This window comes from Pseudomonas huaxiensis, from assembly GCF_003231275.1.
Classification (GTDB): domain Bacteria; phylum Pseudomonadota; class Gammaproteobacteria; order Pseudomonadales; family Pseudomonadaceae; genus Aquipseudomonas; species Aquipseudomonas huaxiensis.
In genome coordinates this window covers 236,656-252,825 of record NZ_QKVL01000003.1, presented here as the reverse complement: position 1 = coordinate 252,825, position 16,170 = coordinate 236,656, and the positions used below count along the sequence as shown (strand labels likewise).

Genomic DNA, 16,170 nt, shown 5'->3' with positions numbered 1-16,170 from the left:
GTTTCTCTCACCCGCGGAGAACAATAAAAGTGCAGGGCAATCATCTGAGCCGGCACGCCCGGCAAGTGCTTACGGTGACCCAAGGCAAAGGCGGTTTGCAGGGACCGGGCAGCGATCCTTCGATCGCCCGCTCCTGGCTGCGCTGCCTGGAGGATTACCACCTCGATCCGGCCCTCGCCATGGCCCCCACCGTGCTCGAACACGAGCGGGTCATGGAAAGCCGTGATCGCCTGCATCAAGTGCTGCGCATCGCCGACAGCGAGATGAACAGCCTGCACCAGCAGCTTTCCGGCGCCGGCCATGCGGTCCTGCTGACGGATGCCCGCGGGGTGATCCTCAATTGCGTGACCGCACCCACCGAGCGGCGCATTTTCGAGCGCGCCGGGCTGTGGCTGGGGGCCGACTGGAGCGAGGCCCGCGAAGGCACCAATGGCATCGGCACCTGCCTGGTGGAACGCCAGGCGCTGACGATCCATCAGGAAGAACATTTTCGCGGGCGCCACACCGGCCTGACCTGCTCGGCGAGCCCGGTCTTCGACCCGCACGGTGAGCTGCTGGCGGTGCTGGACGTGTCCTCGGCGCGGGCGGAGGTCTCGCGGCAGAGCCAGTTCCACACCATGGCCCTGGTCAATCTCTCGGCGAAGATGATCGAGAGCTGTTATTTCCTGCGCTGTTTCGAAAACCACTGGTTGCTGCGCTTTCACCTGCAGGCTGAATCCGTTGGGCTGTTCAGCGAAGGGCTGCTGGCCTTCGACGGCGAAGGGCGGATCCAGGCGGTCAACCAGAGCGGGCTGAACCTGTTGGGCAATGTCCGTGGCGGCCTGCTGGGCAAGCCGGTGGAGATGTTCTTCGACTGCCGCCTCGACGAGTTGCTGGGTCGCGCCACCGCGATGGCCAGCACCAGTTGGCCGCTGCGTACCCGTGATGGACGGTTGCTGTTCGCCAGCCTGCGCGGACAGGTCCGGGCGCTGGCCCAGCCGATTGCGCCGGTGCGCGTGCCGGCACCGAGCAAACCTGCGGATATCTGTTTGCTCGACCCGGCCCTGCAGAACGATTTTCGTCGGGCGCTGCGGGTATTCGAGCGTGATGTGCCGTTGCTGCTCAACGGCGAGACCGGCTCCGGCAAGGAGGCGTTCGCCAAGGCCGTGCACCAGGCCAGTCAGCGCGCGGGCAAGGCGTTTGTCGCGCTCAACTGTGCGTCGATTCCGGAAAGCCTGATCGAAAGCGAGTTGTTCGGTTATCGCGGCGGCAGCTTTACCGGTGCGCGCAAGGAAGGCATGCGCGGCAAGCTGCAGCAGGCCGATGGCGGCACGTTGCTGCTGGACGAGATCGGCGACATGCCGCTGGCCTTGCAGACCCGCCTGCTGCGGGTGCTCGAAGAGCGCCAGGTGGTGCCCATCGGTGGCGAGCCGCAGGCGGTGGACGTGCGCATCATCAGCGCCACGCACCGCGATCTGCTGAGCCGGGTCGAAGATGGCAGTTTCCGCGAAGACCTTTATTACCGCCTCAACGGCCTGGAAATCGCCCTGCCGGCGTTGCGCGAGCGCAGCGACAAGGGCCAGTTGCTCGACTTCATCCTCGCCGAGGAAGCCGGGCGACAAACCGTGCAACTGGACCCGGCCGCGCGCCGTCTGCTGCTGGATTTCTCCTGGCCGGGCAACGTGCGCCAATTGCGCAACGTGCTGCGGACTCTGGTGGCGCTCTGCGAAGACGGGCGTATCGGCGTGCTCGATCTGCCGCCGCTGGTGCGCAACGCCGCGCCATTGAAAGCCGTGGTCAACGCGCCTGTGGATAACCCCCGGGCGCCGCTGGACGACGCCGAGCGCCAGGCTTTGCTGGCGGCACTGGAGCAGAAGCGCTGGCACATGACCCAGGTGGCGGCGCAGCTCGGGGTCAGTCGTAACACGTTGTATCGGAAACTGCGCAAACACGGTCTTTCCCGGGGTGCCTGAGCGAAACACAGGGTGAGATTTTTCCAACCCTAAGCTACCCTGCCAGCACGTTTTCCGAGGTTGACCATGCACATTCATATTCTTGGTATCTGTGGCACTTTCATGGGCTCGCTGGCGGTTCTGGCCAAGGAGCTCGGCCACCGCGTCACCGGTTCCGACGCCAACGTCTATCCGCCCATGAGTACCCAGCTCGAAGCCCAGGGCATCGAACTGACCCAGGGCTATGACGCCGCGCAACTGGATCCCGCGCCTGACCTGGTGGTGATCGGCAACGCGCTGTCGCGGGGTAACCCGGCGGTGGAATATGTGCTGAACAAGGGCCTGCCTTATGTGTCCGGCCCGCAGTGGCTGGCCGACCATGTCCTGCAGGGGCGCTGGGTCCTGGCGGTCGCCGGCACCCACGGCAAGACCACCACCAGCAGCATGCTGGCCTGGGTGCTGGAACATGCCGGCATGAGCCCGGGCTTCCTGATCGGCGGTGTGCCGCAGAACTTCTCGGTGTCGGCACGCCTGGGCGGCACGCCGTTCTTCGTGGTCGAGGCGGATGAATACGACAGCGCCTTCTTCGACAAGCGTTCGAAATTCGTTCACTACCGCCCGCGCACCGCGATCCTCAACAACCTTGAGTTCGATCACGCGGATATCTTCCCTGATCTCGCGGCAATCGAGCGGCAGTTCCACCATTTGGTGCGCACCATTCCGAGCGAAGGCCTGATCGTCCACCCCACCACCGAGCCCGCGTTGAAGCGGGTGATCGAGACGGGCTGCTGGACCCCGGTGCAGACCACCGGCGTTGGCGGCCAATGGCAGGTGCGCCTGCTCAGCGATGACGGTTCGCGCTTCGAAGTGAGCTTCGACGGCGACGTGCAAGGCGTGGTGGAGTGGGAACTGACCGGGCAGCACAACGTTGCCAACGCCCTGGCGACCCTGGCTGCGGCCCGCCACGTTGGCGTCGTCCCGGCCATGGGCATCGCTGCGCTGAGCGCGTTCAAGAGCGTCAAGCGGCGGATGGAGAAGGTCGCCGAGGTCAACGGCGTCACCATCTACGACGACTTCGCCCACCACCCGACCGCCATCGCCACCACCCTCGACGGCCTGCGCAAGCGTGTTGGCGATGCACCGGTGATCGCGGTGATCGAACCACGCTCCAACTCGATGAAACTCGGTGCCCACCGTGATGGCCTGCCGGAAAGCGTGCGCGATGCCGACCAGGTGATCTGGTACGCCCCGCCGAACCTCGGCTGGGACCTGGCGGCGACCGCCGCTCAGTGCGCGGTGCCGGCCATTGTCGCCGACAGCCTCGAGGCCATCATCGAACGGGTCAAAAGCCAGGCCCGCGCCGGCACCCAGGTGGTGATCATGAGCAACGGCGGCTTCGGCGGCCTGCACGGCAAACTGGCCGAGGCACTGCGGTGAACGGGCCGGAACGCATCACCCTGGCGATGACTGGCGCCTCTGGGGCGCAATATGGCCTGCGCCTGCTGGACTGCCTGGTGCGCGAAGATCGCGAGGTGCACTTCCTGATTTCCAAGGCGGCGCAGTTGGTGATGTCCACCGAAACCGACGTGGTGCTGCCGCCCAAGCCCCAGGCGATGCAGGCGTTCCTGACCGAATACACCGGCGCTGCGGCCGGGCAGATTCGCGTCTATGGCAAGGAAGACTGGATGTCGCCCGTGGCTTCCGGCTCCGGCGCACCGGCGGCGATGGTGGTGGTGCCGTGTTCCACCGGCACCCTGTCGGCGATCGCCACCGGAGCCTGCAACAACCTGATCGAGCGCGCGGCGGACGTTACCCTGAAAGAGCGCCGCCAGTTGATCCTGGTGCCGCGAGAGGCGCCGTTTTCCACCATCCATCTGGAAAACATGCTCAAGCTGTCGCAGATGGGCGCGGTGATCCTGCCGGCGGCACCGGGGTTCTACCACCAGCCGCAAACCATCGATGACCTGGTGGACTTCGTTGTGGCGCGAATTCTCAATCTGCTGAACATTCCCCAGGACATGCTGCCGCGTTGGGGCGAGCATCATTTCGGCGGGGAAGAGTGAAGGGCCTGCTGGCGGGATTGCTGATGGCACTGACCCTCAGTGGCTGCGCCACGGTTCGCACGCTGGATGCTGCAAAACCGGGCGCGCCGGTGGTGTATTCCGGGACGCGACTGGACCTGTATGCGTTGCAGGGTGGTTGTTGCGCCGAGGACCGCTTTGGCGCTGAGGCGCCGAAGTACCCGGGGCTGGATCTGCCGGGGAGTATGGTGCTGGATACGCTGTTCTTGCCGTTGTCGGTGCTGACGGTCCTCGGGGTTGGGTTCCAGGCCAGCGGCGGGTTGTAGCACTTGTGGGAGTGAGCAAGCTCGCTCCCACATTCCTAACCTTATTTCCCCAGCTTCCTCAGCTCATCGGATTCCACCACCCGAATCCCGTCCTGTTCCTCCAGCGCCAGCCGCCACAGCGCCCGCGCCAGCTGGCAAGCCTCGATACCGTGATACTTGCCTGGAATCAGCTTCGACAGCGTGCCGGCAACCTGTTCGGCCAGGCGCGGTTCGATGCGCTCGCCCAGCAGCAGCGACGGTCGGGCGATGGTCAGCTGTGGCCAATCCTGGGCCTTCAGCGCTTCTTCCATCTCGCCTTTGACCCGGTTGTAGAACACCGACGATTTCGCGTCGGCGCCGATCGCGCTGACCACCAGCAAGTGCCGCGCGCCCATTTCCCGGGCACGTTTGCTGAAGGCCACGACCATGTCCAGGTCGACGGCGCGGAACGCCGTTTCCGACCCGGCCTGCTTGATGGTGGTGCCCAGGCAGCAGAACGCGATATCGACACGACCACTCAATTGCGGGAGAAAAACCGCCGGGTCCCCGACCGGGTTTTCAAGATGCGGATGCTCGGCCAGTGGCCGGCGAGTTGGAGCAAGCACGCGGCTGATGGTCGGCTCGTTGAGGAGGCGATCGAGCAGGTGTTCACCGGTAAGGCCGGTAGCCCCGGCAAGCAGGATGTGCTGCGGCGTCAAGTACATGATGTTTCTCCCTTGATACAGTCAGCTTAGTGGCTGGCCGTACTTTTTTCCTCGACCGCAGTGGCACTTTGCAGCGCTTTTCGCGCTTGTTGCTGACGCAGTTTTTGCCAATGTGCCAGGACGCCTTTGGGCGCCCATATCTGCGGTTCGGACGCTTCGAAGCCTTCGGCTTGTTCCCGTTGGTCCACATGGGCGCGGGCAAGTTCGAATGCTTGTTGCAGATCGTCGGTCTGGTTCAGGGCCTGGGCGAACAGCGCGTCACCGAAGTAGGTGAAGTCCGCCTCTTCGGAACAGCCGAAGGACACCCGATCGGCCCGCGAGGCGGTCATGATCAGGGTCCGATCATCCTTGAGCGGTTCGATGTAGCCACCTGAATAGCAGGCGGAGATGACAATGATCTTGTCGCGTTCCTTGAGCGGCGCGAGGGCGGCGGCCAGTTCGTCGGCGGGGAGGTCGGCCAGTTGCAGCCGTGGCTGGTCGAGCACCAGTTCATGCTCGTGGCTGCCGTGGGTGGTGAGGTAGACGAATACCAGGTCTTCCGGGCCGCTGCGCTCGGCCAGGCGCTTGGCGGCGCGGGTGAGGGTCTCGCGGGTGGCCATGGGCCGGTCGGCGAGGTGGTCGCGGTGATTGACCAGGCTGACCTGGCCAACGGCGCCGAAACGGGTCTTGAGCATCTCGCTGACGTAGTCGGCTTCGCGCAGGAACACGCTCTGGTTACCGTCGCCCGCGAGGGTCAGGCTGTAAAGTTCGATATCGCCGGTGGAGGGCGGTATTTGCCCCAGGGCCTGTTCCAGCAGACTGCCCTGGTTGAGCAAGGCTTGTTCGAGCGGGTCGGGCAACAGCCGGCCCTGCTCGTCGCGCACTCGCAGTCCGTTGATCCAGTGACCGGCCTCGACCCGACCGCCAGGCAGGACCAGGCGCCCGCTGCCCTGATAGCTGTCGTTTTCGAAACCACCGCTGTAGACGCTGCCATCGGCCAGTTGCAGGCGGCCCTTGCCGGAGAAACGCCAGTCGCGGAAGCCGCCTTTGTAATGACTGCCGTCAACGGCGAACAATTCGCCCTTGCCGGTGAGCGCGCCGTCCTTGAACTCGCCGATCCACACGTCGCCGTCGGAATTCTCGTAGCGGCCGCGGCCTTCCAGGCGATTGGCCTTGAACTCGCCGATGTACTGATCGCCCTCGGCGCTGTTGAAGGTGCCGGTGCCTTTGAGCAGGCCATCGACGAAGTGGCCGCTGAACTGATTGCCGCTGGCGTCGCTGCGAACGCCTTCGCCATTGGGCTTGCCCTTGGCGAACTGTCCCTGATACTGGCTGCCATCGGCCAGCACCAACTCGCCGGCGCCGCTGTACTGGTCGTCCTTGAACTGGCCGCGGTAATGCTGGCCGCCTTCGCGCAGGGTGCCTTCGCCGTCGCGCCGGCCGAGTTTGAAGCCGCCGCTGTAGCTGCTGGTCGGGGTGGTGAGCTTGCCTTGGCCGTGGAACAGTCCCTGCTGGAACTGGCCGACATAGACCTCGCCGTTGCTGCCGTGCCATTCGCCCTGGCCATGCCACTGGCCGTTGCTGAAGTGCCCGGCGTACCAACTGCCGTTGGGGTAGTCGACGCGACCTTCGCCCTGCAGCAGGCCGTCCACCACCTCGCCCCGGTAACGACCGCCATCGGGCAGACGGGCGTCGGGCGGCGACAGCGGTTCGCCATCGCCACAGGCGGCGAGCAGCAGAATCAGGGCAAGTGGAACGAGTGGGCGCATGGCAGGGTCCGGGCGTTTGAAGCCCCGAGTATGCCGCAGAACCAGGGTTCTGGTGAAACGGCGGCTAGGCCGTTTCACCAGCGGGCGTCAGACGAACGCGAGGGAAAGGGGCTCGGCGATGTAGGCCGGTTTTTCTTCACCTTCGATTTCCAGGGTCGCGGTGGCCTTGAGCAGCCACTGGCCGGGTTTCTTCTCGGTGACCTCGGTGAGGCTCACCGCGAGGCGGACGTTCGAGTCGACCTTGACCGGCTGGATGAAGCGCACGCTGTCCAGGCCGTAGTTGACGACCATCTTCAGGCCCACGGGCAGGACCAGGATGTCTTCCATCAGCTTGGGAATCAGCGAAAGGGTGAGGAAGCCGTGGGCGATGGTGCTGCCAAATGGCGTTTTTGCCGCCTTCGCCGGGTCCACGTGAATGAACTGGAAGTCGCCGGTGGCCTCGGCGAACAGGTTGATGCGCTCTTGATCGATCTTCAGCCATTCGGAACGTCCGAGTTCCTTTCCAACGTACTGCGGCAGCTCTGCAACGGGTACATAGGGCATTGCGACTCTCCTGACTGTCTTTGAATTTCTTATGACTAAGGCAGATACGAATGCTTAAGATCAGCACGCTCCACTGGCCCGGTCAAGTAGGCATGACCCGGGCGAATGTCGGGGTATAGACCGGTCGTTAGCGTGCTTATAATGGCCGCCAGGTTTGAGGGAGATAGGCAATGTTGTTGCGCGGTTTGACGTGGCTCGTGCTGTTCCAGTTGCTCGGTACAGCGATCAATCACCTGTTTGTACCCATTCTTCCTGGGCCGATCATCGGCCTGGTGTTGCTGCTGATCTTCCTGATGGTGCGGGGCGAAGTCGGCGAGCCGCTGAGTGAGGCGGCTTCCAGTCTGCTGCGCTATCTGCCGCTACTGCTGGTGCCGCCAGCCGTGGGGGTGATGGTCTATGCCGCTGACATCGTCGCCGACTTCTGGGCGATTGCCGGCGCGCTGGTGCTGTCGCTGATTCTGGCCATGGCCTTCTGTGGCGTGCTGATGCAAAAAATGATCGCCCGACAGGCCCGTCGCGAGGATCGCCCATGAGTATCGACTGGCAAGGTGCGGTGCAGGCCGTTATCCACCATCCGCTGTTCGGCATCGGTATCACCCTGGGCGCCTACCAACTGGTGATCGCCGCGTATGAAAAGACCCGCTGGCTGTTTCTCCAGCCGGTGCTGGTTTCGATGCTGGTGGTGATCGGGGTGTTGCTCAGTTGCGGCCTGACCTACGCCGAGTACCGCAAGAGCACTGAAATCATGAACATCCTGCTGGGGCCCGCCACGGTCGCCCTGGCCGTGCCGCTCTATCTGAACCTGCGGCGGATCCGCCAACTGTTCTGGCCGACCTTTACTACGCTGATAGTCGGAGGTGTGTTTGCTACCGCTATCTGCCTGTTGCTGGGCTGGTGGTTCGGTGCCGAGCACATGATCCTGATGACCCTCGCGCCGAAGTCGGTGACCTCGCCGATCGCCATGCTGGTGGCCGAGCAGATCGGTGGTGTCGCTGCGCTGGCTGCGGTATTCGTGCTGATCACCGGCGTGATCGGGGCGATTTTCGGCCCGGCACTGTTGTCGCTGCTGGGTGTGAACAGCCCCGAGGCCCGGGGCATGGCGCTGGGCCTGACGGCGCACGCCGTGGGCACCTCGGTGGCGCTGCAGGAAAGTGAAGAGTGCGGGGCGTTCGCAGCCCTGGCCATGAGCTTGATGGGTGTGGCTACCGCGGTGTTCCTGCCGTTGGCGGTCAGCCTGGTAGCCTGAGGACCTGTAATGACGTTGCCCTTGTTTACCCTCAACACCGTGCTGTTTCCCGGTTGCAACCTGGACTTGCAGATTTTCGAGGCGCGTTACCTGGACATGATCGGCCGCTGCATGAAGCAGGGCGGCGGCTTTGGCGTGGTGTGCATCCTTGAGGGCGAGCAGGTCGGCAAGGCGCCGGAGTCGTTCGCCGGCATCGGCTGCCAGGCACTGATCGAGGATTTCCAGCAGCAGGACAACGGCCTGCTGGGCATTCGCGTCAAGGGCGAACGGCGTTTCATGGTCGATGACTTCGAAGTGCGCAAGGACAACCTGCTGGTGGCTGACGTGCGCTGGCTGGATGAGCAGGACGACCCGCCGCTGGACGACGAGGATGACGACCTGCTGGCGCTGCTCATGGCGTTGGCCGAACACCCGATGGTTTCAGGCCTGGATATGGCCAGCCGGGTCACCGGCAAGCAGGCCCTGGCCAATCAACTGGCCTACCTGCTGCCGTTCGATGACGAGGACAAGCTCAAGCTTCTCGCCATCGACTCTCCTACCCAGCGCCTGGTAGCTATCCAGTCGCTGCTCGACCGCATCCAGGGCGAACTCTTCGCCTGACCCTCAGTACTGATAACGCAGCAGAGCGTGCGGTAGCGCGTGCAGGGCGAAAAACGCCAGCACGCCAACGCACGCCGGCAGAATCAGCCACCAGACCCGCAGCGGCATGGCCGTAAGCGGCTGGCGGTACTGGACCAGTGCCAGACTGATGGCGCAAACGCAGCAGGCGAGCAGACCACCGGCGAGAATGTCGGTGGGCCAGTGCACACCGAGATAGACGCGCGACACCGCGATCGACAGCGCTGGCAGGCAGCCCAGCAGAATCCAGGTCAGGCGCATCCGCGGTGGCTGGCTGCGGCCGGCCAGCACGGCGAGGGTCAGGAAGAAGGCGAACGAAGCGGAACTGTGACCGCTCGGCATGCTGTAGGTGGTCAGCGGATCGGTCAGCACTTCCGGACGGGCGCGGGCGAAGAACCACTTGGTGGCGGAGTTGGCGAGGGCCGTGCCCAGCAGGGTGGTGCAGGCGAAGATCGCCGGGCGCCATTGTCGCGCCAGCAGCAACATCACCACCAGTACGCCGGCGACGATGAACTGGGTGCGGAAGTCGCCGAGGCGGGTGATCAGCACGATGCTGCCGTCCAGGACATGGCTGCGGTGCTCCTGGATCAGCGTCATCAGGCCCTGATCGAACTGGCTCAGGTGCGGGAAGCCAATGAACAGCGCCACCAGCATGACCAGACTGACCGCGGCGATCAGCCGTGTGCCGCGAGGCTGCGCGCGCAGGCTGCTGTTGATGCTCACTCCGATCAACACAGCCAAACCCGCAGCGACCACGCCGGCCTGGGTCCAGAAACCCTCGGGCAATGGCAGGCGCATGGCCGCGCCGGTAGCCCAACCCGGCAGCAGATAGGCCACCGCCCAGCCAGCGCCGGCAATCAGGCTGACAGCGATGAAGCGCGGCAACGGCATGTCGAACATGCCGGCGACCATCGGCAACATCGGTCGCAACGGACCAATGAAGCGGCCCACCAGAAGACTGGCGATGCCATAACGCTGGAAGTAGGTTTCGGCGCTGCCAATCCATTCCGGGTGATGGCGCAGCAGCGGCAAGCGCCGGATGTTCTGGTGGAAGCGTCGCCCTAAGGTGTAGGAGATGGCATCACCCAGCAATCCGCCGAGAAAGCCCAGCAGCAGGGTTTCGCTCAGGGATAGTGCGCCGCTGCCGGCCAGCACGGCGACCGCGAACAACAGGACAGTGCCGGGCACGATGATCCCGGCGATGGCCAGGCATTCGATGCAGGCCACCAGAAAAATCGCGACGCCCAGCCATTGCGGGTTCGCGGTCAGCCAGCCGGTCAGGCTGTCGAGCCATGGGCCCATCGTGTCAGTTTCCTTGTGTCAGTAGAGAGAAGTCGCGGCCTTCGACTTGGCCGCGGCGCAGCGGGTTCCGCGTGCAGTGACGAGCGTATTCGGCGTCGACGAAACGAAGCGGCAGATGTTCGTCGCGGCCCTTGGGGATGCCCAGCCGGCTGGCCTGGATAATGTGTTGCACGATGATTCCACAGTCCTCGACAAACAGTCGTTCTGGATCGAAGCGCTTGGCGTCCCAGGTCGGCACTTTCAGGCCAAGGGCTTTGCACAGCAGGGTTTGCCCGTTGCAGAGCCGCTCGATCGGGCGGACCCCGCCGCTGGCGTCCGGGTTGTTGACCTGCATTTGTGCCAGGGCGTTGCTGTCGGAGACGGCATCGACCCACGGGAAGGCGGATTTGATCAGTACGGCGTTTCCCGGCCCTTGGGCGCTGAAGTTGAGCGAATCGCCGCCGCGCGCGTAGTACATGTAGATATGCCCGCCATCGAGGAACAGCGCCTTGCGTTTCTCGGTATAGCCGAGCGAGGCGTGACTGCCTTTTTCGTCGAGGTAATAGGCCTCGGTCTCGATGATCCGCGCCGACAGCCAGTAGGGGCCGTGGCGATGGCGGATCACTTTGCCCAGCAGGTCCTTGGCGAGGACCTGGGCGTCGCGGTCGAAAAAGGCGTCGGGCAAGGCACGGGGCGGGCAGGGCGCTGGCTGGGACATGGTGGTTTTGGGCAGGGGGACGAAGTGCCGATGATAGCAACTTCTTCCTTTATCGAAGCTGAACGGGAGAGACGCTATCAGCCTGTCTGTGGCGGCTGCGCTCCCCCCTTCGCGAGCAAGCTCGCTCCTACGCGGATTTGAGGAAGGGCCATATTCCTGTGACTCACGTCCTACCATCCGCCTGTCACCGCTGGGCGTATAACCCTGTCGCAGTTATACTCGTCCGATTTTCCCCTCCGCCAAGACACTGAGCCCCATGACTGAGTCCGTTCTTGACTACATGACCCGCCTGGGTCGCGCCGCCCGTGAGGCGTCCCGCGTGATCGGCCGTGCCAGCACCGCGCAGAAGAACCGCGCCCTGCACGCTGCCGCCAACGCGCTGGACGCGGCTCGCACCGAACTGTCCGCTGCCAATGAACTCGATCTGGCCGCCGGCCGGGCCAATGGCCTGGAACCGGCCATGCTCGATCGTCTGGCGCTGACCCCGGCACGCATCGACGGCATGATCGTCGGTCTGCGTCAGGTGGCCACTTTGCCGGACCCGGTCGGGGCGATCCGCGACATGAGCTATCGGCCATCGGGCATTCAGGTCGGCAAGATGCGGGTGCCGCTGGGTGTGATCGGGATCATCTACGAGTCGCGGCCGAACGTGACCATCGACGCCGCCAGTCTGTGCCTGAAGTCGGGTAACGCCACCATCCTGCGCGGCGGTTCCGAGGCGATTCACTCCAACCGCGCCATCGCCGCCTGTATCCAGCGCGGCCTGGCCGAGGCTGGCCTGCCGCCGGCAGTGGTCCAGGTGGTGGAAGTCACCGACCGCGAGGCGGTGGGCGCGCTCATTACCATGCCGGAATTCGTCGACGTCATCGTTCCCCGTGGCGGCAAGGGCCTGATCGAGCGCATCAGCCGCGATGCCCGGGTGCCAGTCATCAAGCACCTCGATGGCATTTGCCACGTTTATGTCGGCGAGCATGCCGAACTGGACAAGGCCCGGCGCATCGCCTTCAACGCCAAGACCTACCGCTACGGCATCTGTGGTGCCATGGAAACCCTGCTGGTGGATGCTACCGTCGCAGCCGAGTTCCTGCCGGAAATGGCCCGCCAGTTCCGGGAAAAAGGCGTCGAACTGCGCGGTTGCGAGCGTACCCGGCAGATCATCGAGGCCGTCGCGGCGACCGAGGAAGACTGGCACACCGAGTACCTGGCGGCGATCCTGTCGATCCGCATCGTCGACGGTGTCGAGGCGGCCATCGAACACATCAATCACTATGGTTCTCACCACACTGACTCCATCGTCACCGAACACCAGGGCCAGGCCCGGCGTTTCGTGGCCGAAGTGGATTCGGCGTCGGTGATGATCAACACCCCGACCTGCTTCGCCGATGGCTTCGAATACGGTCTGGGGGCGGAAATCGGCATTTCCACCGACAAGCTGCACGCTCGCGGCCCGGTCGGGCTGGAAGGCCTGACGTGCGAGAAATACGTGGTCGTCGGTGACGGCCAGTTGCGTGGACAGGAGTCCTGCTGAGTTGAGCAAGGCCCAGGCGGTCCGGCGTATCGGCGTGCTTGGCGGCACCTTTGACCCCGTGCACATCGGCCACCTGCGCAGTGCGCTGGAAGTGGTCGAGCTGATGGGGCTCGACGAGGTGCGCCTGCTGCCCAACGCCCGGCCTCCGCACCGCGATACGCCGCATGTGGTGCCGCAGGACCGTCTGGCGATGGTCAGCTGCGCCGTCGAAGGTGTTGACCGGCTGAGCGTGGATGCCCGTGAGCTGGCCCGCGACAAGCCGTCGTACACCATCGACACCCTGGAGTCGATGCGCGCCGAGTTGGGCGCCGACGACCAGTTGTTCCTGCTGCTGGGCTGGGATGCCTTTTGCGGCCTGCCCGGCTGGCATCGCTGGGAAGAATTGTTGCGACATTGTCACATCCTGGTGCTGCAACGCCCGGATGCCGATGTCGAGCCCCCTGACGAGTTGCGCAACCTGCTGGCTGCGCGCTCGGAGAGCGATCCCACCGCCATGTCCGGCCCGGCGGGGAACATTTCGTTCGTTTGGCAGACACCACTTTCGGTGTCCGCCACGCAAATCCGACAGCTGCTGGCCAGCGGCAAGTCGGTGAGGTTCCTGGTGCCGGACGCAGTACTGGCCTATATCGAAACGCACGGCCTTTACCGTGCGTAGAACTGCAGGCGCCCCGCGGGCGCCTCATTCAATGAGTTGAACGAGTTTTTTATGACCAAGCAGAAAATCACCGGCGAAGAGCTGGTCCAGTTGACCAAATCGGCCCTGGAAGACGTCAAGGCCCAGGATATCCAGGTCATCGACGTGCACGACAAGCACAGCCTGACCGACTACATGATCATCGCCACCGGTACCTCCAATCGCCAGATCAACGCGATGGCAGAAAAGGTTCGCGAGTTCGTCAAGACCAAGGGCGTCATGCCGCTGGGCGAAGAAGGCAAGGGTGACAGCGACTGGGTCCTGCTGGACCTGAACGATGTCATCGTCCACATGATGACCGCCGCCGCGCGCCAGTTCTACGATCTGGAGCGTCTGTGGGCTGGCGCCGAGCAAAGCCGCGCTGCCGATGGCAAGCACCACAGTCCGGAAAACGTCCACGACTATTCCGACAAGCTCAAAGACCGGGAATAAGGAAGCGTCATGCGTCTGCGCCTGATCGCGGTCGGCTCGCGCATGCCCAAGTGGGTCGAGGAAGGCTGGCATGAATATGCCAAGCGCCTGCCGTCCGAGCTGTCCCTGGAACTGGTGGAAATTCCGCTGAACACCCGGGGCAAGAATGCCGACGTCGCTCGCCTGATTCGTCAGGAGGGCGAGGCCATGCTCGCCAAGGTCCAGCCAGGGGAACGGATTGTCACCCTGGAGGTCCATGGCAAGCCCTGGAGCACTGAGCAACTGGCGGTCGAGCTCGACCGCTGGCGGTTGGATTCGCGTACCGTCAACCTGATGGTCGGTGGCCCCGAAGGGCTGGCGCCGGAAGTCTGTGCGCGCAGCGAGCAGCGTTGGTCGCTGTCTCCGCTGACCCTGCCACACCCATTGGTACGGATACTGATTGGCGAACAGATTTATCGCGCCTGGACTGTTTTGTCCGGGCACCCTTACCACAAATAAGCCTGTAAGCCTTTTCAATGTCGCAGCCGATTCGCCTCAAGGATCACGAGAAAGACGCCCGTCTGGTGCGTAGCCGCGTCGTGGTCGGTGCAGTGGCGATCCTTCTGCTGATCTGCGTGCTGATCGCCCGCCTGTATTACCTGCAGGTGATCCAGTACGAGTATCACTCCACGCTGTCGGAGAACAATCGGGTGCATGTGCAGCCGATTCCGCCGACCCGCGGGCTGATCTTCGACCGCAATGGCGTGATCATCGCCGACAACCGTCCCAGCTTCAGCCTGAGCATGACCCGGGAGCGTTCCGGCGACTGGCAGGCAGTCCTCGACGTCATCGTCGAGGTGCTGGAGCTGACCCCGGATGACCGCGCGCTGTTCGAGAAGCGCATGAAACAGGGGCGTCGGCCATTCGAACCGGTGCCGATCCTGTTCGAGCTGACCGAGGAGCAGATCGCTCGGGTTGCGGTGAACCAGTTCCGCCTGCCCGGTGTGGAAGTGGTGGCGCAGTTGGTGCGGCATTACCCACAGGGGGCGCATTTCGCCCATTCGGTCGGCTATGTCGGACGGATCAACGAGAAAGAGGCGAAGGTCCTCGATCCGGTCAACTACAGCGGCACCCACCATATCGGCAAGACCGGCATCGAGCGCTTCTACGAGCCCGAGTTGCACGGCCAGGTGGGTTACGAGGAAGTCGAGACCAACGCCCGCGGCCGAGTGTTGCGGGTGCTCAAGCGGACTGACCCGATTCCCGGCAAGGACATCGTCCTGAGCCTCGACATCAAGCTGCAGGAAGCTGCCGAAGCCGCATTGGGCGGACGTCGTGGCGCCATCGTGGCCCTCGACCCGAAAACCGGCGAAGTGCTGGCGATGGTCAGCCAGCCGAGCTTCGACCCGAACCTGTTCGTCACCGGCATCAGTTTCAAGGCCTACGCCGAGCTGCGTGACTCGATCGACCGGCCGTTGTTCAACCGCGTGCTGCGCGGGCTCTATCCTCCGGGCTCGACCATCAAGCCCGCCGTTGCCGTCGCCGGCCTCGATTCCGGGGTGGTCAACGCCTCGACGCGGGTGTTCGACCCGGGCTACTACCAACTGCCCAATTACGATCACAAATACCGCAACTGGAACCGCACCGGTGACGGCTGGGTCGACCTCGACACGGCAATCATGCGGTCCAACGACACCTACTTCTACGACCTCGCGCACAAGATGGGCATCGACAAGCTGTCCAGCTACATGAACCGCTTCGGCATCGGCCAGAAGGTCGCGCTGGACATGTTCGAGGAATCGCCGGGGCTGATGCCGTCCCGCGAGTGGAAACGCGCCACCCGCCGCCAGGCCTGGTTCCCCGGCGAGACGCTGATTCTCGGGATCGGCCAGGGCTACATGCAGGCCACGCCGCTGCAACTGGCTCAGGCCATTTCGCTGATCGCCAGCAAGGGCAAGTGGATCCGCCCGCACCTGGCCAAGACCATCGAAGGCCAGCCGCCGGTCGATCCGAACCCGATGGAAGACATCGTCCTGCGTGACAAGTCCGACTGGGCCAAGGTCACCCACGGCATGGAACAGGTGATGCACGGCGCCCGCGGCACCGCGCGCAAAGCCGCTGTCGGCGCCCAGTACCGGATTGCCGGCAAGAGTGGTACGGCCCAGGTCGTGGCGATCAAGCAGGGCGAGAAATACGACCGCAACAAGGTCCAGGAACGCCATCGCGACCACGCCCTGTTCGTCGGTTTTGCTCCGGCCGAAGATCCGCGCATCGTCATCTCGGTGATGGTCGAGAACGGCGAGTCCGGCTCGGGTGTCGCCGCGCCGGTGCTGCGTCAGGTGATGGACGCCTGGCTGCTGGACGAACATGGCCGTCTCAAACCCGAATACGCTGACCCCTCCGCCACCGTTGCCCAGGAACCGGCCCCGTGAAGAGTAATTTC

Annotated in this window: 17 protein-coding genes; 12 read left to right on the top strand and 5 right to left on the bottom strand. The window is 64.2% G+C overall.

The features are described from left to right. The first annotated feature begins 29 nt into the window (after window positions 1–29). From DM374_RS06105 to DM374_RS06090, 4 genes are all read left to right on the top strand, one after another. Entirely contained in the window at window positions 30–1,952 is a 1,923-nt protein-coding gene (locus DM374_RS06105) for a sigma-54-dependent Fis family transcriptional regulator (protein ID WP_110969057.1), read from the top strand. Window positions 1,953–2,018: 66 nt separating this feature from the next. Then, window positions 2,019–3,368, top strand: coding sequence for a UDP-N-acetylmuramate:L-alanyl-gamma-D-glutamyl-meso-diaminopimelate ligase (gene mpl, locus DM374_RS06100; RefSeq protein ID WP_110969056.1), 1,350 nt, complete (start codon window positions 2,019–2,021; stop codon window positions 3,366–3,368). Next, a complete protein-coding gene (ubiX, locus tag DM374_RS06095; RefSeq protein ID WP_110969055.1) occupies window positions 3,365–3,994 on the top strand; it encodes a flavin prenyltransferase UbiX in 630 nt (209 codons plus the stop codon). Before mpl ends, ubiX begins: the two co-directional genes overlap by 4 nt. Window positions 3,995–4,017: 23 nt before the next feature. Further along, on the top strand, window positions 4,018–4,278 hold the full coding sequence (locus tag DM374_RS06090) for a YceK/YidQ family lipoprotein (RefSeq protein ID WP_095159396.1): 261 nt from the start codon (window positions 4,018–4,020) through the stop codon (window positions 4,276–4,278). A 41-nt stretch (window positions 4,279–4,319) separates the two neighbouring features. Here the strand turns inward: DM374_RS06090 and DM374_RS06085 are convergent, their stop codons facing one another. From DM374_RS06085 to DM374_RS06075, 3 genes are all read right to left on the bottom strand, one after another. Beyond that, the gene (locus DM374_RS06085; RefSeq protein WP_110969054.1) at window positions 4,320–4,961 is read right to left on the bottom strand and encodes an oxidoreductase; all 642 of its coding nucleotides are present in this window, start codon (window positions 4,959–4,961) and stop codon (window positions 4,320–4,322) included. A 26-nt stretch (window positions 4,962–4,987) separates the two neighbouring features. Then, the gene (locus DM374_RS06080) at window positions 4,988–6,709 is read right to left on the bottom strand and encodes a C13 family peptidase (RefSeq protein ID WP_110969053.1); all 1,722 of its coding nucleotides are present in this window, start codon (window positions 6,707–6,709) and stop codon (window positions 4,988–4,990) included. A gap of 87 nt (window positions 6,710–6,796) precedes the next feature. Continuing rightward, entirely contained in the window at window positions 6,797–7,252 is a 456-nt protein-coding gene (locus DM374_RS06075; RefSeq protein ID WP_110969052.1) for a MaoC family dehydratase, read from the bottom strand. A gap of 170 nt (window positions 7,253–7,422) precedes the next feature. On the opposite strand from DM374_RS06075, the gene DM374_RS06070 reads away from it, so the two are divergent. From DM374_RS06070 to DM374_RS06060, 3 genes are read left to right on the top strand one after another with little or no spacing between them, the layout of a single operon-like run. Further along, complete coding sequence (locus tag DM374_RS06070; RefSeq protein ID WP_110969051.1) at window positions 7,423–7,785, top strand: CidA/LrgA family protein; 363 nt, start codon at window positions 7,423–7,425, stop codon at window positions 7,783–7,785. Then, window positions 7,782–8,498 carry an LrgB family protein gene (locus DM374_RS06065; protein WP_110969050.1) on the top strand — a complete coding sequence of 239 codons (717 nt, stop codon included), beginning with the start codon at window positions 7,782–7,784 and terminating at the stop codon, window positions 8,496–8,498. Before DM374_RS06070 ends, DM374_RS06065 begins: the two co-directional genes overlap by 4 nt. A 9-nt stretch (window positions 8,499–8,507) precedes the next feature. Next, a complete protein-coding gene (locus tag DM374_RS06060; RefSeq protein ID WP_095159331.1) occupies window positions 8,508–9,098 on the top strand; it encodes an LON peptidase substrate-binding domain-containing protein in 591 nt (196 codons plus the stop codon). Between the two features lie 3 nt (window positions 9,099–9,101). Here the strand turns inward: DM374_RS06060 and DM374_RS06055 are convergent, their stop codons facing one another. Together DM374_RS06055 and DM374_RS06050 are read right to left on the bottom strand one after the other, a co-directional pair. Next, the gene (locus DM374_RS06055) at window positions 9,102–10,418 is read right to left on the bottom strand and encodes a bifunctional DedA family/phosphatase PAP2 family protein (protein ID WP_110969049.1); all 1,317 of its coding nucleotides are present in this window, start codon (window positions 10,416–10,418) and stop codon (window positions 9,102–9,104) included. Window positions 10,419–10,422: 4 nt separating this feature from the next. Further along, complete coding sequence (locus DM374_RS06050; protein ID WP_095159329.1) at window positions 10,423–11,115, bottom strand: DNA-3-methyladenine glycosylase; 693 nt, start codon at window positions 11,113–11,115, stop codon at window positions 10,423–10,425. A 256-nt stretch (window positions 11,116–11,371) separates the two neighbouring features. Between DM374_RS06050 and DM374_RS06045 the strand changes: the two genes are divergently transcribed. Genes DM374_RS06045 through mrdA form a run of 5 tightly spaced genes read left to right on the top strand, consistent with a single transcriptional unit; the run spans window position 11,372 to window position 16,159 of the window. After that, the gene (locus DM374_RS06045; RefSeq protein ID WP_110969048.1) at window positions 11,372–12,643 is read left to right on the top strand and encodes a glutamate-5-semialdehyde dehydrogenase; all 1,272 of its coding nucleotides are present in this window, start codon (window positions 11,372–11,374) and stop codon (window positions 12,641–12,643) included. 1 nt (window position 12,644) lies between these two features. Next, window positions 12,645–13,298: a nicotinate-nucleotide adenylyltransferase gene (gene nadD / locus DM374_RS06040; protein WP_095159327.1), complete on the top strand. Its 654-nt coding sequence runs from the start codon at window positions 12,645–12,647 to the stop codon at window positions 13,296–13,298. A 51-nt stretch (window positions 13,299–13,349) separates the two neighbouring features. Next, entirely contained in the window at window positions 13,350–13,769 is a 420-nt protein-coding gene (gene rsfS / locus DM374_RS06035; RefSeq protein WP_095159326.1) for a ribosome silencing factor, read from the top strand. 9 nt (window positions 13,770–13,778) lie between these two features. Beyond that, complete coding sequence (gene rlmH, locus DM374_RS06030) at window positions 13,779–14,246, top strand: 23S rRNA (pseudouridine(1915)-N(3))-methyltransferase RlmH (RefSeq protein WP_009397919.1); 468 nt, start codon at window positions 13,779–13,781, stop codon at window positions 14,244–14,246. A 17-nt stretch (window positions 14,247–14,263) separates the two neighbouring features. Further along, the gene (gene mrdA, locus DM374_RS06025) at window positions 14,264–16,159 is read left to right on the top strand and encodes a penicillin-binding protein 2 (protein WP_095159325.1); all 1,896 of its coding nucleotides are present in this window, start codon (window positions 14,264–14,266) and stop codon (window positions 16,157–16,159) included. Window positions 16,160–16,170: the final 11 nt, after the last annotated feature.